The sequence below is a fragment of the Pseudomonas sp. TH49 genome (assembly GCF_016650625.1).
Taxonomy (GTDB): Bacteria; Pseudomonadota; Gammaproteobacteria; order Pseudomonadales; family Pseudomonadaceae; genus Aquipseudomonas; species Aquipseudomonas fluorescens_H.
Window position 1 is genome coordinate 316905 of record NZ_JAEKFL010000002.1, and the last position, 19316, is coordinate 336220.

Annotated in this window: 22 protein-coding genes; 19 read left to right on the forward strand and 3 right to left on the reverse strand. The window is 57.3% G+C overall.

Going from position 1 to position 19316, the window contains the following annotated elements; all coding sequences use genetic code 11:
* Window positions 1–4: 4 nt before the first annotated feature.
* Complete coding sequence (locus JFU48_RS18800) at window positions 5–1411, forward strand: serralysin family metalloprotease (protein WP_201137279.1); 1407 nt, start codon at window positions 5–7, stop codon at window positions 1409–1411.
* 189 nt (window positions 1412–1600) lie between these two features.
* A complete protein-coding gene (locus JFU48_RS18805; protein ID WP_201137280.1) occupies window positions 1601–1969 on the forward strand; it encodes a DUF427 domain-containing protein in 369 nt (122 codons plus the stop codon).
* 199 nt (window positions 1970–2168) lie between these two features.
* On the opposite strand, the gene JFU48_RS18810 is transcribed toward JFU48_RS18805, so the two are convergent.
* Both JFU48_RS18810 and JFU48_RS18815 read right to left on the reverse strand, forming a co-directional pair.
* Window positions 2169–3791 carry an MFS transporter gene (locus JFU48_RS18810; RefSeq protein ID WP_201137281.1) on the reverse strand — a complete coding sequence of 541 codons (1623 nt, stop codon included), beginning with the start codon at window positions 3789–3791 and terminating at the stop codon, window positions 2169–2171.
* A 127-nt stretch (window positions 3792–3918) separates the two neighbouring features.
* A complete protein-coding gene (locus tag JFU48_RS18815) occupies window positions 3919–5586 on the reverse strand; it encodes a GMC family oxidoreductase (RefSeq protein ID WP_201137282.1) in 1668 nt (555 codons plus the stop codon).
* Window positions 5587–5719: 133 nt separating this feature from the next.
* Here JFU48_RS18815 and JFU48_RS18820 point away from each other — a divergent pair, with 133 nt between their 5' ends.
* The 9 genes from JFU48_RS18820 (at window position 5720) to JFU48_RS18860 (ending at window position 11604) form a co-directional block, all read left to right on the forward strand.
* Window positions 5720–6604, forward strand: coding sequence for a LysR family transcriptional regulator (locus JFU48_RS18820; protein ID WP_045122518.1), 885 nt, complete (start codon window positions 5720–5722; stop codon window positions 6602–6604).
* A gap of 199 nt (window positions 6605–6803) precedes the next feature.
* Window positions 6804–7151, forward strand: coding sequence for a metalloregulator ArsR/SmtB family transcription factor (locus JFU48_RS18825; protein WP_103484235.1), 348 nt, complete (start codon window positions 6804–6806; stop codon window positions 7149–7151).
* A gap of 25 nt (window positions 7152–7176) precedes the next feature.
* Window positions 7177–7647, forward strand: a complete 471-nt coding sequence (locus JFU48_RS18830; RefSeq protein WP_201137283.1) for an arsenate reductase ArsC — start codon at window positions 7177–7179, stop codon at window positions 7645–7647.
* Between the two features lie 12 nt (window positions 7648–7659).
* A complete protein-coding gene (gene arsH, locus JFU48_RS18835; protein WP_201137284.1) occupies window positions 7660–8358 on the forward strand; it encodes an arsenical resistance protein ArsH in 699 nt (232 codons plus the stop codon).
* Between the two features lie 72 nt (window positions 8359–8430).
* Complete coding sequence (locus JFU48_RS18840; protein ID WP_201137285.1) at window positions 8431–9270, forward strand: helix-turn-helix domain-containing protein; 840 nt, start codon at window positions 8431–8433, stop codon at window positions 9268–9270.
* A gap of 68 nt (window positions 9271–9338) precedes the next feature.
* Entirely contained in the window at window positions 9339–9917 is a 579-nt protein-coding gene (locus tag JFU48_RS18845) for a LysE family translocator (RefSeq protein WP_201137286.1), read from the forward strand.
* A 99-nt stretch (window positions 9918–10016) separates the two neighbouring features.
* Window positions 10017–10739, forward strand: coding sequence for a hypothetical protein (locus JFU48_RS18850; RefSeq protein ID WP_201137287.1), 723 nt, complete (start codon window positions 10017–10019; stop codon window positions 10737–10739).
* 141 nt (window positions 10740–10880) lie between these two features.
* A complete protein-coding gene (locus JFU48_RS18855) occupies window positions 10881–11096 on the forward strand; it encodes a DUF4287 domain-containing protein (protein ID WP_201137288.1) in 216 nt (71 codons plus the stop codon).
* 13 nt (window positions 11097–11109) lie between these two features.
* On the forward strand, window positions 11110–11604 hold the full coding sequence (locus tag JFU48_RS18860; protein WP_201137289.1) for a GNAT family N-acetyltransferase: 495 nt from the start codon (window positions 11110–11112) through the stop codon (window positions 11602–11604).
* 21 nt (window positions 11605–11625) lie between these two features.
* On the opposite strand, the gene JFU48_RS18865 is transcribed toward JFU48_RS18860, so the two are convergent.
* Window positions 11626–12024, reverse strand: coding sequence for a carbohydrate-binding module family 20 domain-containing protein (locus JFU48_RS18865; protein WP_201137290.1), 399 nt, complete (start codon window positions 12022–12024; stop codon window positions 11626–11628).
* Window positions 12025–12246: 222 nt separating this feature from the next.
* Between JFU48_RS18865 and JFU48_RS18870 the strand changes: the two genes are divergently transcribed.
* From JFU48_RS18870 to JFU48_RS18905, 8 genes are all read left to right on the forward strand, one after another.
* Window positions 12247–12768, forward strand: coding sequence for a GNAT family N-acetyltransferase (locus JFU48_RS18870; RefSeq protein WP_201137291.1), 522 nt, complete (start codon window positions 12247–12249; stop codon window positions 12766–12768).
* 508 nt (window positions 12769–13276) lie between these two features.
* The gene (locus JFU48_RS18875) at window positions 13277–13639 is read left to right on the forward strand and encodes a DUF6124 family protein (protein ID WP_096796364.1); all 363 of its coding nucleotides are present in this window, start codon (window positions 13277–13279) and stop codon (window positions 13637–13639) included.
* Window positions 13640–13779: 140 nt separating this feature from the next.
* Entirely contained in the window at window positions 13780–15321 is a 1542-nt protein-coding gene (locus tag JFU48_RS18880) for a T6SS phospholipase effector Tle1-like catalytic domain-containing protein (RefSeq protein ID WP_103484212.1), read from the forward strand.
* Window positions 15321–15977, forward strand: coding sequence for a DUF2931 family protein (locus JFU48_RS18885; RefSeq protein WP_201137292.1), 657 nt, complete (start codon window positions 15321–15323; stop codon window positions 15975–15977). The genes JFU48_RS18880 and JFU48_RS18885 overlap by 1 nt, the downstream gene beginning before the upstream one ends.
* Before the next feature lie 11 nt (window positions 15978–15988).
* Window positions 15989–16648 carry a DUF2931 family protein gene (locus tag JFU48_RS18890; RefSeq protein ID WP_201137293.1) on the forward strand — a complete coding sequence of 220 codons (660 nt, stop codon included), beginning with the start codon at window positions 15989–15991 and terminating at the stop codon, window positions 16646–16648.
* 31 nt (window positions 16649–16679) lie between these two features.
* Window positions 16680–17336 carry a DUF2931 family protein gene (locus JFU48_RS18895; protein WP_103484209.1) on the forward strand — a complete coding sequence of 219 codons (657 nt, stop codon included), beginning with the start codon at window positions 16680–16682 and terminating at the stop codon, window positions 17334–17336.
* Window positions 17337–18084: 748 nt separating this feature from the next.
* Window positions 18085–18372 carry a hypothetical protein gene (locus tag JFU48_RS18900; RefSeq protein WP_146774691.1) on the forward strand — a complete coding sequence of 96 codons (288 nt, stop codon included), beginning with the start codon at window positions 18085–18087 and terminating at the stop codon, window positions 18370–18372.
* Between the two features lie 336 nt (window positions 18373–18708).
* Entirely contained in the window at window positions 18709–19215 is a 507-nt protein-coding gene (locus JFU48_RS18905) for a hypothetical protein (RefSeq protein ID WP_146774692.1), read from the forward strand.
* Window positions 19216–19316 lie beyond the last annotated feature (101 nt).

Consider the following 19316-nt stretch of genomic DNA (forward strand, 5'->3'; position numbering starts at 1 on the left):
CACCATGGCCCAAGCCAAAGCGAAAACCAGCAGCGCCTATGACGAAGTGAATGCCTTCAGCCACCTGTACGACCGTGGCGTCGGCCTGGTGAACGGCAAACCGTCTTTTACCGCCGACCAGGCAGCCGACGAAATCCTGCGCAAAAACCTGTCGTGGCACGACAAGAACGGCGACGGCAAAATCTCCCTGACCTACACCTTCCTCACCGAGAAACCGGCGAACTACAACCCGAACCTCGGCAATTTCAGCCAGTTCAGCGCGCAGCAAAAGGCTCAAGCCATACTGGCGATGCAATCGTGGGCCGATGTGGCCAAGGTGACATTCACTGAAGGCACGGGCGGCGACGGCCACATGACCTTCGGCAACTACGATGTCAGCACCGGCGGCGCGGCGTTCGCCTACCTGCCGAGCGGCGGCAGCTACGATGGCCAGTCGTGGTACCTGATCAACAACCAGTATCAGGTCAACAAGACCCCGGACACCAACAACTACGGGCGTCAGACCCTGACTCACGAAATCGGCCACACCCTCGGCCTGTCGCACCCGGGCGCCTACAACGCTGGCAATGGCAACCCGACCTACAATGACGCAAAGTACGCCGAAGACACCCGTGGCTACAGCCTGATGAGCTACTGGAGCGAAGCCAATACCGACCAGAACTTCAGCAAGGACGGCAGCGGCGCCTACGCCTCCGCGCCGTTGCTGGACGATATCGTGGCGGTGCAGAAACTCTACGGTGCCAACTACGCAACCCGCGCCGATGACACCACCTACGGTTTCGGCTCCAACGCCGGCCGCGATTTCTACAGCGCTACGTCGGCGGCGTCGAAAGTTGTGTTCTCAGTGTGGGACGGTGGCGGTAACGATACGCTGAACTTCTCCGGCTTCACCCAGAACCAGAAGATCAACCTCAATGAGGGTTCGTTCTCTGACGTTGGCGGGCTGGTCGGCAACGTATCGATTGCCTATGGCGTGACCGTGGAGAACGCGGTTGGCGGTTCAGGCAATGACCTGCTGATCGGCAATTCGGCGGTCAACATTCTGAATGGCGGTGCCGGCAACGACATTCTCTACGGTGGCGGCGGCGGTGATACGTTGTGGGGCGGCGAGGGTGCAGACACCTTTGTGTTCGGTGCAGCCAGCGATTCGACCAACAACCAGCCGGACTGGATCATGGATTTCAAAAGCGGCGTGGACAAGATCGACATCTCGGGCATCGCCGGTTTCGCCACGGGTGCGGCCACGTTGAACTTCGTCAATGCTTTCACCGGTCATGCGGGCGATGCGATCCTGACTTACTACGCGCAGGGCGGTCAGACCACGCTGCTGGTTGATCTGAGCGGGCAGGGGCAGATCGACTTTGCCGTTGGTGTGGTGGGGCAGGCGCTGGCGACTGATATCGTGGTTTGATGTGAAATGACAGGGCCGACCTGACGCTTGTGGCGAGGGAGCTTGCTCCCGCTCGGCGGCGAAGCCGTCGCAAAACCTGAAATCGCGTTATACCTGATGCAGCGCGATTTCCGGATTTGGGTCTGCTGTGCAGACCAGCGGGAGCAAGCTCCCTCGCCACAGTCATTTCCATGACCAGGAGAAACCCCCATGAGCACCACCGGCCTCAATCCCGTCATCACCCTCGAAGAACTCTCCGGTTGCCTGTTGGTGAAATTCCACGGCATCCAGGTCGCGGCGTCCTCTCATGTGCTGGTCCTCAAAGAGGCCAACTATCCGCCGGTGTACTACGTTCCCCGCGAGGATATCGACGAGAAATACTTCGCCCGCACCGACCACACCAGTTATTGCCCATACAAGGGCGACGCCAACTACTTCAGCCTGCAAGTGCCGGGGCATGAGGGGGCGAACGCGGTGTGGACGTACGAGAAACCGAAAATCTCGGTGGAGCAGATCAAGAACTATGTGGCGTTTTATCCGGATCAGGTGAAGTTTGAAGTGATCAAGGCTGAAGCCTGACACGCAAGTCTGTGACCGAGTAAATCACCTGTGGCGAGGGAGCTTGTCGAATCGTCGCACCGTCCCGCTGGGTTGCGAAGCGACCCTAAACACTGCAATTACGGTGCATCAGATACACCAGGGTTACAGGTTTTGCGACTGCTTCGCAGTCGAGCGGGAGCAAGCTCCCTCGCCACAGGTAAGCTGAGTTGATCTGGAATCAGTTCTTGTCCAGATCGATATTCTTGGTCTCACGCAAACAGATCATCCCCACCACCAGGCTCACCCCGGTGATCAGCACCGGGTACCACAGCCCATAGAAAATATCCCCGGTGTACACCACCAGCGCGAATGACACGGTGGGCAGGAATCCACCAAACCAGCCATTGCCGATGTGATACGGCAGGGACATCGAGGTGTAGCGGATGCGCGTCGGGAACAGTTCCACCATCAGCGCCGCCAGCGGGCCGTAGCACATGGCCGAGATGTTGATCAGCGCGACGATCAGGGCGACGATCATCGGTTTGTTGATTTGCTGCAGGTCGGCCTGTTGCGGGTAGCCGGCGAGGGTGACGGCGCCGCGCAGGGCGGATTCGTCGTAGCCGTCAATCTTCACGTCGCCGACGCTGACCTGCACGCCGCTGCCGGCTGGGGCGGCGGCGCTGGAGTAGGGCAGGCCTTGCTTGACCAGGAAGGTCTTGACCTTGTCGCACGGGCTGTCGAATTTGGCCTTGCCCACCGGGTCGAACTGGAAGGTGCAGGTGGCCGGATCGGCCAGCACGGTGATCGGTGCCTGACGGCTGGCTTGATCGATTGCCGGGTTGGCATAGTGCGCCAGGGATTTGAAAATCGGGAAGTACAGCGCCGTCGCCAGCAGCAGGCCGAGCATCAGCACCGGTTTGCGCCCGACCTTGTCCGACAGCCAGCCGAAAATGATGAAGAACGGCGCACCGATCACCACGCTGATGATCAGCAGGGTGTTGGCCACCGCCGGGTCCATTTTCAGAAACTGGGTGAGGAAGAACAGCACGTAGAACTGCGCGGCGTAGAAGGTCACCGCTTGCCCGGCGTTGATGCTGAACAAGGCGATCAGCACCACTTTGAGGTTTTCCCATTTGCCGAAGGATTCGCGGATCGGTGCTTTCGATGCCTTGCCTTCCTCTTTCATTTTCAGATACGCCGGCGACTCGTGCAGGCTCAGGCGGATCCAGGTGGAAATGCCCAGCAGCACGATCGACAGCAGGAACGGAATACGCCAACCCCAGACTTCAAACTGATCGCCAGTAAAGTAACGGCACCCGAGCACCACCAGCAGCGACAGCAGCAGGCCGAGGGTTGCAGTGGACTGAATCCAGCTGGTGTGGAAGCCGCGTTTGCCGATTGGCGCGTGTTCCGCCACATAGGTCGCAGCACCGCCGTATTCACCGCCCAGGGCCAGACCCTGAAGCATGCGCAGCACCACCAGAATGATCGGTGCGGCAATGCCGATGCTGGCGTAGGTCGGCAACAGGCCGACGCAGAACGTGGCGATACCCATCAGGATGATGGTGGCGAGGAAGGTGTATTTGCGCCCGATCATGTCCCCCAACCGACCGAACACCAGCGCCCCGAACGGCCGCACGATAAACCCGGCGGCGAAGGCCATCAGCGCGAAGATGAACGCCGTGGTGTCGTTGACTCCGGCGAAAAACTGCTTGCTGATCACCGCCGCGAGGGCGCCGTAGAGGAAAAAGTCATACCACTCGAACACCGTCCCCAGAGACGAGGCGAAGATGACTTTCTGCGTGGCATTGCTGGTGCTGGCGCCGCTCGCGGCGTCCAGCGGCTGAGCGTGTTCTGACATATCGAAATCCCTCACAGTGATTGTTTTTGTTGTTCCACTGGTGTTGCGTGTCCGGGTGAAGCGCGATGTCTTGAATCTGCTGTTGATTCCTGTGGGAGGGGGCTTGCTCCCGAAGGGGCCGTGTCAGTCAAATCATGGGTGAATGACACTCCGCTTTCGCGAGCAAGCCCGCTCCCACAGGGGGAATGTGTACAGGTCCTGAAAGGATCAGCTGCGCCGCCTTCTCGGCAATCATCAGCGTAGGCGAACAGGTGTTGCCCGAGGTGATGCGCGGCATGATCGACGCGTCGGCGATGCGCAGGCCGGGCACGCCGTGCACGCGCAGTTGCGCATCGACCACCGCGTCAGCGTCACTGCCCATGCGACAGGTGCCGACCGGATGGAAAATCGTCGTACCGATGCGCGCCGCCGCTTCGTGCAGTTGCTCCTCGCTTTGCAGGCTGTCGCCGGGCAGATATTCCACCGGTTTGAACGCTTGCAGGGCCGGGGCGCTGACGATGCGTCGGGTCAGGCGAATCGCATCGGCAGCCACGCGCAAATCCTCGGGATGGCTGAGGTAATTCGGTTGAATCAGCGGTGCGTCCTGCGGATCCGCCGAGCGGATTTCAATGCGACCCCGGCTCTGCGGACGCAAATCACACACCGACGCGGTGAACGCCGGAAAGCTGTGCAGCGGCTCGCCAAAACGCTCCAGCGACAGCGGTTGCACGTGGTATTCAAGGTTGGCGGAAGTCTGCTCTGGCCCTGAGCGGGCAAACGCGCCCAACTGACTCGGCGCCATCGACAGCGGCCCGCTGCGGTCATACAGATAACGCAGGCCCATGCCCATCTTGCCCCACACGCTGCCGGCGATCTGATTCAGGGTGCGGGCGTTCTGCAGTTTATAGATCAGGCGCAGTTGCAGGTGATCCTGCAGATTGCCGCCGACCCCCGGCAGCTCATTAATCACCCCTATGCCGAGGCGTTCCAGTAACGGACGCGGACCGATCCCGGAGCGTTGCAGAATGCTCGGCGAACCTACGGCGCCGGCGCACAACACAATCTCCTTGCGCGCCTTGAAGCTTTTCACCTGGCCTTCGTGACGGGCGCTGACCTTCGATGCGCGACCGTTTTCCAGCAGCACGCGATCAACCTCAACCCCGGTCAGCACCGTCAGATTTACCCGCTCGCGAATCGGTTTGAGAAAAGCCTTGGCCGCGTTCCAGCGCACCCCGGCCTTCTGGTTGACCTGAAAGTAGCCGCAACCCTCGTTGTCGCCCTGATTGAAGTCGTTGATGCTGGCGATGCCGCTCTGCTCGGCGGCGCTGCGAAACGCGTCGAGAATCGGCCACGACAGGCGCTGTTGCTCGACCCGCCATTCACCCTTGGCGCCGTGAAATTCAGCGGCGCCGGCGAAGTGGTTTTCGCTGTGTTTGAACAGCGGTAGCACATCGTTCCAGGCCCAGCCCGGATTGCCCTCGGCCGCCCAGCCGTCATAGTCGCCGGCCTGGCCGCGCATGTAGATCATGCCGTTGATGGAAGAGCAGCCACCGAGCACTTTGCCGCGTGGGTAGCTCAGGCTGCGACCTTGCAGGCCGGGTTGCGCCTCGGTCTTGAAGCACCAGTCGGTGCGCGGGTTGCCGATGCAGAACAGGTAACCCACGGGGATGTGAATCCACGCATAGTTGTCGCGCCCGCCGGCTTCGAGCAGCAACACCCGCTGCTGTTTATCCGCCGACAGTCGATTGGCCAGCAAGCACCCGGCAGGGCCGGCGCCGACCACGATGTAGTCGTATTCTTCAAGGGAAGTCTGCATTCCCTGACCTCGCTTTTTGTTTTTATTGTCGGACACTCTAGTTGTTAGCTTTCGTCAAAAGAATGTTAGTTTTTGCGCAGCCGCTGTGCGTTTTCAAACAGCCTGGATTGACGATAGCTGACAAGGACACCCCATGTTCGACTGGAACGACCTGCGGTTCTTTCTGGAGTTGCAACGCAGCGGCCGCCTGCTCACCGCTGCCAGGCGTCTGAACACCACTCACGCCACCGTGGCCCGTCATATCGAGGCCATCGAAAAGAGCCTCGGCACCGCGCTGTTCGTCCAGCACGCCCAAGGCTACGAAATGACCCCGGCAGGCGAGGCGCTGCTCAAGCACGCCGAAGCCATGGAAAACGTCGCGCTGCTGGCTCAGGAAGAAATCACCCAGTCCACCGCGCCGCTGGGCAAGATCCGCGTCGGCGTCACTGAGGGGCTGGGTATCAAGTTTCTCGCCAGCCGCATGATCGGCCTGTTCGAACGCTATCCGGGGCTGGAGGTGGAACTGGTCGCCGTGCCGCGCTTCGTCAGCATCCTCAACCGCGAGGCGGAAATCAGTATTCATCTGGAGCGCCCGGCGGCCGACATGCTGGTCACGCGCAAGCTCACCGACTATCGGTTGGCGCTCTATGCCAGCCAACGCTACCTCGACAACGCGCCGCCGTTGCGCAGCCGCGAAGACCTCGCGCGACATGCGTGGATCGGCTATGTCGATGATCTGCTGTTCAGTCAGGAACTGATGTTTCTCAACAGCTTCTGCCGCAGTCCGCGCGTGGTGTTTCATAGCACCAGCGTGATCGCCCAGCAGGAAGCGGCGCGCTCGGGATTGGGCATTGCGGTGTTGCCTTGCTACATGGCCGCGTCGGATCCGGATCTGGTGGCGTTGCTGCCGGATGACAGCATCGAGCGCAGTTACTGGATCAGTACCCGGCGCGAGCTGCACAAATCGGTGAGGCTGCGGGTAGTCTGGGACTATGTGGTGGGGTTGTGCGAAGCGGAGCAGGGGCTGTTGCGCGGATAGTCCCACCCCACAAAAATCCCCCTGTGGGAGCGGGTTTGCTCGCGAAAGCGGTATGTCTGTGACATAGGTATCGACTGACACTACGCCTTCGCGAGCAAGCCCGCTCCCACAGGGGGTTCTGCGATGTGGCTTGAATCCGGGGTTGAATAATATATGGATATCCGTATATTCGGTTTTCCATATGTTCGAGCCCGCCCCCATGCTCACCCCCACCGAACTGTTCAAAAGCCTGGCCGATGAAACCCGTGTCCGCGCCACCTTGCTGATTGCCGAGCAGGGTGAGCTGTGTGTCTGCGAGCTGATGTGCGCCCTCGACGACAGCCAGCCGAAAATCAGCCGCCACCTCGCGCAACTGCGCAGCAATGGGTTGTTGCTTGATCGCCGTCAGGGCCAGTGGGTCTATTACCGGCTCAACCCGGATCTGCCGGATTGGGTTCGGCAGATCCTCAAGGTCACGGCCACGGCCAACACCGATTGGCTCAAGGACAATGCCTGTCGCCTGCACAACATGGATGGTCGTCCTGCCCGCGAAACCGCGTGCTGCTGAACTTCAAATATTCCCGGAGCTATCCATGCGTGTCCTGTTCATGTGCACGGCCAACAGTTGCCGCAGCATCCTTTCCGAGGCTGTGTTCAATCATCTGGCGCGGGAGGGCTTCGAGGCGGTAAGCGCCGGCAGTTTTCCCAAGGGCCAGGTGCTGCCACGCAGCCTGACGACTTTGCAACAGGCTGGTATCGCTATCGACGGTTTGTACAGCAAGGGCAACGACGCCTTCGAAGGCAACCCGCCGGACATCGTCATCACCGTCTGCGACAAGGCGGCGGGCGAAACCTGCCCGGTGTACTTCGGGCCGGCGATCAAATGCCATTGGGGGCTGGAAGATCCATCCGATGTGATCGGTGATGAGGCGACAGTGGATGAAGCGTTCCGTGCCACCGTGGCGATCATCGAGCGCCGCTGCGCAACGTTCCTCGGTCTTCCTTTCAAAACACTCAGCCGCGTTGAGCTTCAGCGCGAACTTGATCGCATTGGCTCCCTCTGAGCCGGAGGACATATGTCAGAGCATCTGCCCAATCTTGATCACAGCCTGTTCGAAGGCCGGATCACATCACCTTCGCACGAACATCAACCGCGCATCCTGCTGCTCTACGGCTCGACCCGCGAACGCTCCTTCAGCCGTCTGCTGGTGGAGGAGGCCGCACGCTTGCTGGAGCACTTCGGTGCCGAGACGCGCATCTTCAATCCGTCCGGTTTGCCATTGCCGGATGACGCCCCGGTCGACCATCCCAAAGTCCAGGAACTGCGCGAGCTGGTGCTGTGGTCGGAAGGTCAGGTCTGGTGTTCGCCGGAACGCCACGGCGCGATGTCTGCGGTGTTCAAGGCGCAGATCGACTGGATTCCGCTGGAGCTCGGCGCGGTACGTCCGACTCAGGGCAAAACTCTCGCGGTGATGCAGGTCTGCGGCGGTTCACAGTCGTTCAACGTGGTCAATCAATTGCGCGTGCTGGGGCGCTGGATGCGCATGTTCACCATCCCCAATCAGTCTTCGGTGCCCAAGGCCTTTACGGAATTCGACGAGGCGGGGCGCATGAAACCTTCGCCGTTCTATGATCGCGTGGTCGATGTGATGGAAGAGCTGGTGAAGTTCACCGCGCTGCTGCGCGACCGCCAGGAATTTCTGGTGGATCGCTACTCCGAACGCAAGGAGAGTGCCGAGCAACTGATGGCGCGGGTCAATCAGCGCTCGATCTGAAATGCACAAACCTTCTAGCCTCAACCCGCCGATTGTGGATTACTGGCCCCAGCCCACCACTGTACGCACGCCATGAGCAACTGGATCGACCTTGCCCGCGACCGGGAAACCGGCATCGAAACCCTGCACGCGCATTTCGCCGGGCACGCGCATGCCTACGATCCGCACTGGCATGAAACGTATTTGATCGGCTTCACCGAGCAGGGCGTGCAGCGCTTCAACAGCCGTCGGGCGCGGCATGACAGCACGCCGGGCAAGGTTTTCATGCTGGAACCCGGCGACATCCATGACGGCGATGCGCCGAGCCCGGACGGCTTCACCTATCGCATGCTCTATCTGCAACCGGCATGGTTGGAGCAGGCGCTGGATGGTGTGCATCTGGGCAGTTATGGCAGTGGCTTGCCGGGGATCGGCAGTGTGCTCAACGATGATCCCGAACTGGCCCGGGCCACCTTGTTTGCGTTCAATGCGCTGCATCAGCAGGACGTACGCATGGTGCGCGACGTGGCGCTGGATGCCTTGCTCGAACGACTGGCGATTCATCTGTACCGGCGACCTCAACCGAGCGCTGCCAACCGCGCACCGTTGATCGCCCGGCAGGCACGCGATTACCTGGTGGCCTACCACGAACAGGACATCAGCCTGCAAACCCTGGCCGACGTCTGCGGCACCGACCGCTTTCGCCTGACCCGCGCGTTCAAGGCAGCCTATGGACTCGCACCGCACGCGTGGCTGATCCAGCTGCGTCTGAGCCGTGGCCGGCAGATGCTTGCCGCCGGCATGCAGCCAGTGGAAGTGGCCGGCCGCCTCGGATTCGCCGATCAAAGCCATCTCGGCCGCTGGTTCGTGCGTGCCTACGGCATCACGCCGGGCGCCTATCAGCAACGCGCCATCGGCACCTTTCGACGCTGAACAAACGTTCAAGACCGTCACCTTGCTCGACCATCACACTTAGCCCTGACTTTCTACAGGGCCGTGCCATGCTTGCGTTCATCCTCTTTGCCTTCGTTGCCTCGATCACCCCGGGGCCGACCAACCTCATCGTACTCAGCACCAGCGCCCGACGCGGCTGGCGGCCTTGCCTGCCGATCATTCTCGGCGCGGGGGCGGGCGCCGCGTCGTTGGTGTGGGTGGCCGGTGCAGGCGCCAGCACGCTGATGCTGCCCGGTGTGCGCCCGGTGATCAGTGCGCTGGGGATGGGCTGGATGCTGTGGCTGGCGTGGCAGATCTTCACTGCCCCCGTTACCGCCATCGACCCGGAAGCGGGGGAAACCAAGACTGAACTGGGTTTGATCGGCGCAGCCTTCTTGCAGTGGGTGAACCCCAAGTCGTGGATGATGGCGATTGCCGTGATCAGCGTGTTTACCGCGCAGGGGCAGGGGTTGAATGCGCTGTGTCTGGCGTTCTTTCTGGTGTCGTTGCCGTGCCTCGGCGCCTGGGCGTTGTTGGGGCGTGGGGCGGCGCGCTGGCTGAGCAATCCGGCGCAGTTGCAGTGGCTGAACCGGATTCTGGCGGTGTTGCTGGTGGTGTCATCGGCGACTGCGCTGCTGCATGGCTGATTCAGCCGGTATGGATAGTACTGCCTGCAATCGCAAGGCAACTCACTTAGGATATTTGGTGCATTCCATTTTCGCTTATTCAAAGGATACATATTAGCCATGAAACTTAAGGAATGGGCTGACTTGAAAGCCCTATACAAACTTAGCCGGAAACAACCAAATAGAATTCTGTTCACGTGGGCGAACGTGCGCAAAACATGGTCTATGTGGGTTGCGCTGCTATTAACCATACTATTTCTTGTTTTCATATTTTTTGGGTACAAATACCCGGTGCTGCTTCCCTACGCTGCCGGTGCGCTGATTCCTTGGGTTGTAATGGCGTACCGTACGCGCCTTCACGCACTTCGCACTGTTTTTCCAAACGAATTCGCTGCACATGCCATCGACCGGCAGTCCTTGCGCGAAAAAGAAAACTTCCTTTGTTACGCCTTTTTCCTGGAAATAGTTCGGTTGGAGGGCTATACGGCTACGAAGCTTCGAGAGCTTTCGGCATACGTGGATCTAACGGCTAGGCCGCAGCGGCCGGCCTTATCACAGAATTTAGGCTTTGCTTCGCTCATTGGTTTTATGGTTGCGCTTTCCACGGAGGTGATTAAGTCCACATCACTGTTTAAATGGGAAAAAGGTTTATTTGTGCTGGCAATGGGATTTGCTGTGCTGTTCATTTATTGGCTGTTTTTGGATGGCATTCACAACCTGGTCTATGAGAAAGGCTGGATAAAACGCTATCTGGATCTGGCTGCTTATGACCTCCAAGAGCCGGTCACGACGGCACCCGAAGCGGGTTCCACACAACCTTGTCAAGCACGCGTTCATTCTTAGCGGGCGGTTACCGTATAGATACACAATGGTTTCGGGAACCTTTTTCCCTAATTCTTGAAATCACTTGAAAAAGGAAGGACCGGCTTCATTAAGTGAAAATGCGAAGCCGTCCCTTCACAAACGTCGAAAGGAGCTTGCAGCATGAGCGAAGACAACAAGGTAAAAGGCCCGGCGTCGTACTTCGCCTCCATCGAAAAGAAATACGGCCAGCCCATCGATCACTGGCTGAACCTGCTCGCCGGCGTCACCGACAAGAAACACATGGAACTGGTGGCGTGGCTCAAGGATGAACACGGCATGGGCCACGGCCATGCCAACGCGCTGGTCGCGCACCATTTGGCCGCAGGCAAACAGTGAGGGCAGGGCAGCCATGAACTTTACCCACCGACCAGTGACGGCCGACGACGTCAAAACCCTGTGCGGCTTTCCGCAGGGCGTTCAAGAGTTGTACTTCATGTTCCCGAAAGCGCAGTACCCGCTGACGGAAGAGCAAATGCACACCGCGATCAGCCAACGCTTCGACTCGACGGCATTTCTGGCCAACGGCGAGTTCGTCGGTTTCGCCAACTTCTACCGCGCTGAACACGACGGCATCTGCTGCATCGGCAACGTCATCGTCGCGCCTTACGCCCGTGGCCAGGGCGTCGCTCGCTACATTGTCGAAACAATGACTGCGGTCGGCTTTGAAAAGTACGGGGCAAGGGAAGTGCAGCTGTCCTGTTTCAACGAAAACACGGCGGGGTTGCTGCTCTACCCGAAACTCGGCTTCGTGCCGTTCTCCATCGAAGAGCGCGCGGCGCCGGGTGGCAGACGCGTGGCGCTGATCAACATGACGCGCGGTCGAGGCCAGAGTTCGAGCTTGTAGCCGCGGCACCATACGGTCGATTCAGAAGCTTCCAGTCGCCAGAGGTGTGGGACTAAAAGCCATGGTTACTTGATTGTTGGGGGCTGTTTGCCAGGTTGCGTCGCTGGGGTTGCTGTCATTGCGGACGATACATTTCCACTCCACGACATCACCGGGTTTTGCGTTACTGAATTTTATCTTTCCGGACCAGGAGGGGTAGGGGGATGGCGTGAGTCGAACCGCTTTGGCCGGGTCCCAATTCCCTAACTCCGGCCGATCACCCACCGCATAGACGCTATAGCCTTGTGTCGTGACGCCGTTATCACAGCGGAAATTCGCCTCGAGCGAAATGTACGTCCAGGTGGCACCGGCATAGCCAATTATTGGCTGCAAGGCCAGCAGCAGAGCACTCAGTGGCAACAAGTATCGAATGCGGCCCATGATCAGTTCCTCAGTTTTCCTACAGTCGGGCTAGCTTAGCCCTGCGCAAACTGTAAGAGACCTGTAAGAACTGACAGTCCGTCAGACTCCTTTGCGATACCGTCACTGGCGCCTTATTCCCACAGGCACCCGAGCCTTGCGCGGAACCTGTGGGAGCTAGCCTGCTAGCGATGGCGCCCGCCCAACCGCTACATAACCTGCTGAATCACCAAGGTCTCGAGCATGCCAAACACCACAACACGCCTGACCTACCGACGCCCACAACAAGCAGACCTGCCCACCGTTTTCGCGATTTTCGGCGACCCACAAACGAACCTGTTCAACCCCGCCGGCCCCATGACCGACATCACACAAGCCGAAGCACTGCTGGATCGCTGGCTGCAACACTGGGAAACCCACGGCTACGGATGGTGGGCAATCAGCAGCGCACAAGCCCCTGAGCACATCCTCGGATTCGCTGGCATCGCCGCCCACGACTACCTGGGCAAAAAGGTCATCAACCTCGGCTATCGCTTCGCCGTCGAAGCGTGGGGCCACGGCTATGCGACAGAGGCCGCACAAAATGCGCTGACCCACGCCTTCAATCATCTCGGCTTGCCCGAGGTATTCGGTCTGGTCAGGCCTGACCACACCGCCTCAATCCGCGTCCTGGAAAAGATAGGCATGTGCCGCTTCGGCGAACTGGACGATGTCCCCGGCAAAGCCCCCAGCCTGGTATTCCGAATCCAGCGAGATGCCCGCTGATTCGAACCACCTCCCTCTGTAGGAGTGAGCCTGCTCGCGATGGCGCCAGTCCATCCCCCACCAATCTCAATCCAGCCAAAAATCCCTGTGGGAGCGGGCTTGCCCGCGAAGACGTCTGCCCAATCACCCCATCAATCACTGACCGAAATAAACAGAAAAATCACCACCGTTTAAACGAAGCCTCCCGTAACCACCCAAGCCCTACAACGCCTTGCGTCATTACCTACGAGTACGCCAGAATCCGCCGGCTTGTGCGTCTGGCGCGCCCTCCGTACCTTGATTCCTATCACTGCTCATCAGTGATCGGGTCTGCAAGCCCGCCGGAAAACCAGTCGCATAGCCACGCCACATGGACGCTCGTTCGCGTCTACAAAATGGCAGCTTTGTGCGGGAGACCTTCGGGTCTGCCGGGTTCCTGGTTTCCCGGTCTTGCAGACCCGCGCACAGCTGCCACCCATCATCTGCAAGTGATGCCGGTAGCTCCTAATGAACAATCAGGAGTTTCACCATGATCAAACCAACACCCAACCCGCCAGAAACCGACCTCGCATCCCCCTACGAATCCCTCGATTCCAAAAAACTCCACGAAGCCGCCGAACGCGCCCTCGACCATTACCTGTCCCCGGCCACCCAAATCATGGCCAGCCCGCACAAACCCGAACCCATGTACCTCGCCAACCCGAAGTGCGACACCGAATCCCTGCTCGCCAACGCCAGCGAAACCCTCGGCTCCGCCAGCGAAATGCTCAACAACTTCGCCGCCATGCTCGACACCTCCCACCGCAAAACCGCGCTGGGCATCGCCCAAGTCGTCATGCTCGGCGAACTCGCCGTAAACCAGGCCCTCGACAACGTCGAAATCGCCCACTGACCACCCCGGTGCGACGAGCCTAAACCCTCGTCGCACCCCGCAATTCCAACCGAGCTGGCACACGGCCACGGCTTGCACCCCCAAGCCTCGGCTGTCACCCTTCGGCCCGTTCTTCAAGGATCAGAACAAGGAATCAAGGATTGAGTGGCTACGTTCCCAACCCCCCGAAAAACTACCGCTACGAAGAAGCCAAACCCGTCGATATTCATGCCCAGCGCTGGGCGGAGTATGAGAAGCATGGGAAAGAGCCTGCGCGCGAGCCTGAGAAAATCGGCATTGCGTTGAGGATTGGGGTGTTCTTTGATGGTACTGGTAACAATGCGAACAACACGGCAGCAGGGTTGCTGTGTGGTGCGCAGCATCCGATTGCGCCGCAGGATATTCCTGCGAGTTGCATGCCTTACATGAGTGATCCGGATAGCAGTTATGGCGCCGGCCTCACGAATGTTAAAAAACTGCATGATCTGTATAAAAAGACTGAAAAAGCGGAGGGCTCAGGGGCCTTCAAATGCATTTCACGTCCTGTCTATGTTGACGGAATAGGCACCGTCAGCAATAAAAAAGACAGCACAGTGGGCGCCGGCACGGGGCGAGGTGATACCGGTGTTGCAGCGCGTGTGCAGGCGTCTTTCGCGCAAATCAAACAAACCATTGATGAGGCCCTGCAAGATAGTTCGGGCAGTGAAATAGTGTCTCTGACTTTTGATACGTTTGGCTTCAGCCGTGGCGCCGCAGCTGCCCGGCACTTCTCTAATGAAATCGTGCGAGGCAAGCAGGGTTCACTAGGGAATTTGCTGAACATCTACGCCCGAGATTTCAGCCGAAATTTTGATAGCCAGTACGGAAACGGTATCAAGATGGGATTTATAGGCCTGTTCGACACAGTGCCATCCATTGCCGGCTTCACCAATCTTGGTCAAGTGACAAGTCCTATTGCTCCCGGTGTGAAGCTTTACCTGGACCGCAGGTTCTTCAAAGATGTTGTCCATCTCGTTGCTCGCGATGAGTGCCGAGTGAACTTCGCGCTCAGCCGTGTTAAGCCCGACCATCCGGAGTACACCCTTCCCGGCGTTCATTCGGATATCGGTGGAAGCTACCTCGATGAAGTCGAGGAATGCGTGCTGGTCAGCCCCATGCAAGCCCTTGATGTCTCTGTCCAAACTGACGTCGCGACTACGTCGATCTACCGGGATGCTGCACGCCTGAAAAGTCAGTGGGTTGCCAAAGGGTGGCCTGAGCATTTTCTGGAAGTTGTGACACCCACCGCGCTCGTGCTCCCGAGGGACAACCAAGATCGACTGGCTCCTAGAGAAAAACGCGTGTACGCCGCGCTGCAGCTCAAAAGGCCAGTCAGCGGTAAGCTTTCACTGGTTTACTTGAGAGTCATGTATCAACTGGCAAAGGAAAAGGGTGTCCAGTTCATCGACATGCCAGACAGCGATGAGTACGCGGTTCCGGAAGAACTACAAGCCTTGTGTGATCGTTTTGTTGCCGGTGATTACAAAACCACTGATGTGGAAGAAACACTGCTTAAGCTGAAATACATCCACACCTCTGCAAACTGGAATCATCCCCTCGGAAGAAATGACGGCAGTGGCATCGAGGCCGTTTACATCAACGCTCCGACGGCAGACGCAATTCGCGTACAACACCCACACGTACCTGATTGGAAGCTTTGGTAATGAGAGCATTGATTGTTCTATTGGGCATTTTTCTGTTGGCGGGTTGCCAGACGGGCGCAGCCGAAAGTGGCGAAAGTGACCCCAAATCTCCTTGGTGGCAGTTAGGATTTGTAGAGCCGGACTACATGAAGGTTTGGGTAGAAGACAGCTCAGTCCTGGACATCAAAAACAGAACGTTTTTCAAGGCGGGCGGAAGCACCGCCGCCGGAGGTGAACCAGAAGATGGCACAGAGTCAGCCCGTGGTTGGGGCACGGTCAGTGGTTCCGGTATTCCGGTAACCGGTGCCGATCTTCCCAAACTCATCTTTGTTCGTTGGCAGTCCATATCAGAGCAGAAAACCTACAAGGGTTTCATTGAAATTCCAGAGTCAGCGAGGCAATTGATGGTGGATTCAACGCACCAGCGCTGCCCGGAAACTCCTGAAAGGACCGCTCGATACATGGCTTCGCTTTACGTGGGACTGGCCCCGGGTGGGGTACTTCAAGCATGGGTCAGAGATTCATGCCACCGACCGATCCAAGTCGCTCATGCCCAGGGCGAACTTGAACCGCTAGGCCCGGAGCAGGGGAAGCACGGCGGACGCTATGCCTATCCAGTCAGCGAAAAGTCCAAGCGGTATATCGATAAATTCGGCATACCGTACGGGAGTTGGTAATTCTTAAGCCAATGAAACAACTCATAACGATACTTTGCGTTTTGCTGATCTCAGGGTGCCAAGAAACTGATCCACTCTCAGCCAAAAATGACCCGAAGTCCGAATGGTGGGAGCTGGCGTTTACTGAGCCGGACTATATGAAGGTCTGGGTTGAAAACAGTTCTGTTCAAGACGTTAACAACCGGATTTTCTACAAAACCGGTGGCGGTACCGCAGCTGGGGGAGAGCCTGAAGATGGCACAGAATCAGCCCGGGGGTGGGCAGGTGGAGTTGGCGGCAGCGGGAGGAGGGTGATAGGAGCAGACCTGCCCGTTCGAATCTGGGTCCGTTGGCAATCAATCGTTGAACAGAAAACCTGGCAAGCATGGGTAGATATTCCGGAAGAGGCCAGGCAGTTGATGGTGACGTCCGTCAATCAGCGCTGCCCGCGAACTCCCGATCGGCAGGCAAGATTCATGGCATCGGTTTATCTCGGCCTGGCTCCCGGCTGTGTCGTGCAGGTTTGGGTAAGAGACTCATGTCATCACCCAGTCAAGGTCGCGCGAGCACAGGCGGAAATTGAGCCACTGGGGCCGAGCCAAGGTAAGAACGAAGGGCGGTACGCCTATCCTGTGAGTGAAAAGGCTAAGCGGTATATCGACAAGTACGGCATTCCATATGGAAGTTGGTAGTCGTGACAAATACTTGAATGGATCATTTGTAATGAAAGCAACGATTGCACTGCTGGGCGCTTTATTGTTGTCCGGCTGCCAAAGCAGTGGCCCAGAAACAGGCGAAAATGACCCTAAATATCCATGGTGGGAATTAGTGTTCGTTCAGCCGAATTACATGAAGGTCTGGGTAGAAGACAGCTCCGTCCAAGACATCAATAACAGAGTCTTCTTTAGAGCTGGCAAGAGCACTGCAGCCAGCGGAGAGCCCGATATCAGCACAGAGTCGGCCCGTGGTTGGGGGACGGTGTCGGGGAGCGGGATGCCTGTGACAGGCGCCGATCTTCCAAAACTGATCTTTGTCCGCTGGCAATCCATAACAGAGCAAAAAACCTACAAAGGCTTCATCGAAATTCCGGAAGAGGGCAGGCAACTGATGGTGAAGTCAACACACCAGCGCTGCCCGGAAACACCGGAGAAAACTGCTCGCTTTATGGCGTCACTTTACGTGGGGCTCGCTCCGGGCGGCGTGCTCAAAACATGGGTTAGAGATTCATGTCGAAATCCTGTTGAGATTTCTCGCGGTCAAGGGGAGATAGAGCCTCTGGGGCCGGAACAAGGGAAGCACGGTGGTCGTTATGCCTATCCGGTAAGTGAGAAGGCTAAACGATACGTCGAAAAGTACGGCATTCCGTATGGGAGTTGGTAGGCGACACTTCTCTTGCCTGTCTTTTAATGACGTTGTCTTGAGTGAGTCACCTTTTTGACAGCTTTCGCGTCAATGCTGAGCTCAACGAAGGTTCGCTTTCGGCCAATAGCTGTCTGTCGTAATCGACCGAAATCGACCCAGGGCGAACGTTGTCACTGCCCGCAGCGTCTAGTAAAAAGGTCATCTCCAGTTCCAGGCACTGAAACGAATTTATGACTACTGACTATGGTCAACGTGTTTGTAATCGATGCGGCGATTCAATTACTGGTTACTGTCCATCAATTGAAACGCTAGCGATCATCGGGGCTTTCCACGAGAAGGGTGATCAGGCGGTAGTAGATGAGATAGTCCTCCGAGAAAATATTGATCCTAATGTTGTCTGGGAATATTTCCGCCATCGGATGAGGCCTCTTTGCGAGCAAAAAATTGCCCGATGCTCATTCTGCGGAGGGCAGTTGAGGACTTGGCGTGCGCGTCAATGCATGCACTGTTTTAGGGAGCGGCACTGACGCAGGCGATTATCGAGCTGAATTTTCAGATTCTGAACTGCATTCTTCCTACTTCTGACTGACCGCTATGTGGCCGGAAACCGCCGTACCTGACCTACCGTTTTCGGCCAAAAGCTGTACTTGCACAGCCTAGTGGCAAAACAGTAATTTTTGCGATAAGGCCGACGGAAAATGGCCGTCAGCGGGTCATTCAATGAGGATTCCACGTATGCCCACTTCTCTAACCTTTAGGTACCACAATGAAGTCGTATCGCAAGTTGATTTCAGCAATAGAGGCGTTTGATCGCTGGGAGCAGCCATGGGAGTTTTATGAGTCGATATCATCTGCACCATCACTCGACAAAAATGACCTCGAACAACTGCGGCGTGCCTGGGGTATTGCAATAGAGAGAGAAGGTTGGCTTGCGAGCAAGGACTTTGCCGATGGCTGCTCGCTTGCAGATGCTCGGCTCGCGTCGGGATTCCCATGGCTATCGAACAAAGCACGACAGCAGCTTGTCAACGGCGCTTCCTATCAATGGCTGTAAAGCTTAACAGCTCGCCGAACGCTGGATAAATGTTGGTACATCTAGTTCAACAGTCAATTATCTGAATGATAGTCATGGTCGGTTCCAGCCCTTCGCTACGAGGGAGCAACTGCTAGAGATCGGCCAGAAGCGGACATTTTAGAGCGGCACCTTCCGGCCAGAAGCGGTCGCTCAGCAGAGGTTGCACCGTGCCCGCTTCGGTCACTTGAAAGACGTCAAATGCCCAGAGGGCTTACACTGAGCATCACCATGGTAAAAAACGGCAACGTTTAAGCTGCTCGGTTCTTAACTTTCTAGAGAGCTAAGATTTGCCGTTAACAAAAAATAGGCATTTAGATGACTGAAAATCTCCCACCGGAAGTCCAAGAGCGTTTCAAGCGTTTTGATGCTCACCTTCCTTCGTCAGATGATCCAACCCTAGTGGTTCTTAAGGGGCATCTTTTGGCGGAGGAGATCCTAGAAAATTTAATAAAATCCAAATGCCGCTTTCCTGAAGCTCTTGACGGCATTGAAATTGGATTCTTCTTGAAAGCGAAACTTGCGCGCGCCCTAATCGGAAATTCTCATCCAAACGGCCTACTTCTTACCGACACCGTGTGGGGAATGCTCGAAGCTTTAAACTCGTTAAGGAATGAGCTAGCACACGCCCTGGAACCAAAAAAATTAGAAGCGAAAATTCAAAGATTTCTTTCATGTGCACCTATACCCAACAAGACAACCCCTTCTAAGCAACAGTCAAATATTGCTCTGCATTCAGCGATTGTGGGGACTCTCTCATACATTGCATGCTTCGAAACAATAGCGTTAACTGGTGAATTCCCTCCGAGACTACCTGAAAATTAATAACCGATGGCTAAACTCGTTCCAACTCCACTATTGGAAAAAAGATACTTCGTAGTATCTACAAATGAAGGGTTGTTCACTCACGATTTTTTGAAACGGTT

Excerpts from the sequence above, each read along its gene's own strand:
- JFU48_RS18885 (WP_201137292.1), top strand. The coding sequence starts at position 15,321 with ATGAGAGCATTGATTGTTCTATTGGGCATTTTTCTGTTGGCGGGTTGC.
- JFU48_RS18860 (WP_201137289.1), top strand. The coding sequence starts at position 11,110 with ATGAACTTTACCCACCGACCAGTGACGGCCGACGACGTCAAAACCCTG.
- JFU48_RS18905 (WP_146774692.1), top strand. The coding sequence starts at position 18,709 with ATGACTGAAAATCTCCCACCGGAAGTCCAAGAGCGTTTCAAGCGTTTT.
- JFU48_RS18825 (WP_103484235.1), top strand. The coding sequence starts at position 6,804 with ATGCTCACCCCCACCGAACTGTTCAAAAGCCTGGCCGATGAAACCCGT.
- JFU48_RS18815 (WP_201137282.1), bottom strand. The coding sequence starts at position 5,586 with ATGCAGACTTCCCTTGAAGAATACGACTACATCGTGGTCGGCGCCGGC.
- JFU48_RS18890 (WP_201137293.1), top strand. The coding sequence starts at position 15,989 with ATGAAACAACTCATAACGATACTTTGCGTTTTGCTGATCTCAGGGTGC.
- JFU48_RS18870 (WP_201137291.1), top strand. The coding sequence starts at position 12,247 with ATGCCAAACACCACAACACGCCTGACCTACCGACGCCCACAACAAGCA.
- JFU48_RS18810 (WP_201137281.1), bottom strand. The coding sequence starts at position 3,791 with ATGTCAGAACACGCTCAGCCGCTGGACGCCGCGAGCGGCGCCAGCACC.
- JFU48_RS18805 (WP_201137280.1), top strand. The coding sequence starts at position 1,601 with ATGAGCACCACCGGCCTCAATCCCGTCATCACCCTCGAAGAACTCTCC.
- JFU48_RS18840 (WP_201137285.1), top strand. The coding sequence starts at position 8,431 with ATGAGCAACTGGATCGACCTTGCCCGCGACCGGGAAACCGGCATCGAA.
- JFU48_RS18900 (WP_146774691.1), top strand. The coding sequence starts at position 18,085 with ATGAAGTCGTATCGCAAGTTGATTTCAGCAATAGAGGCGTTTGATCGC.
- JFU48_RS18850 (WP_201137287.1), top strand. The coding sequence starts at position 10,017 with ATGAAACTTAAGGAATGGGCTGACTTGAAAGCCCTATACAAACTTAGC.
- JFU48_RS18855 (WP_201137288.1), top strand. The coding sequence starts at position 10,881 with ATGAGCGAAGACAACAAGGTAAAAGGCCCGGCGTCGTACTTCGCCTCC.
- JFU48_RS18865 (WP_201137290.1), bottom strand. The coding sequence starts at position 12,024 with ATGGGCCGCATTCGATACTTGTTGCCACTGAGTGCTCTGCTGCTGGCC.
- JFU48_RS18895 (WP_103484209.1), top strand. The coding sequence starts at position 16,680 with ATGAAAGCAACGATTGCACTGCTGGGCGCTTTATTGTTGTCCGGCTGC.
- JFU48_RS18820 (WP_045122518.1), top strand. The coding sequence starts at position 5,720 with ATGTTCGACTGGAACGACCTGCGGTTCTTTCTGGAGTTGCAACGCAGC.
- arsH (WP_201137284.1), top strand. The coding sequence starts at position 7,660 with ATGTCAGAGCATCTGCCCAATCTTGATCACAGCCTGTTCGAAGGCCGG.
- JFU48_RS18875 (WP_096796364.1), top strand. The coding sequence starts at position 13,277 with ATGATCAAACCAACACCCAACCCGCCAGAAACCGACCTCGCATCCCCC.
- JFU48_RS18830 (WP_201137283.1), top strand. The coding sequence starts at position 7,177 with ATGCGTGTCCTGTTCATGTGCACGGCCAACAGTTGCCGCAGCATCCTT.
- JFU48_RS18800 (WP_201137279.1), top strand. The coding sequence starts at position 5 with ATGGCCCAAGCCAAAGCGAAAACCAGCAGCGCCTATGACGAAGTGAAT.
- JFU48_RS18845 (WP_201137286.1), top strand. The coding sequence starts at position 9,339 with ATGCTTGCGTTCATCCTCTTTGCCTTCGTTGCCTCGATCACCCCGGGG.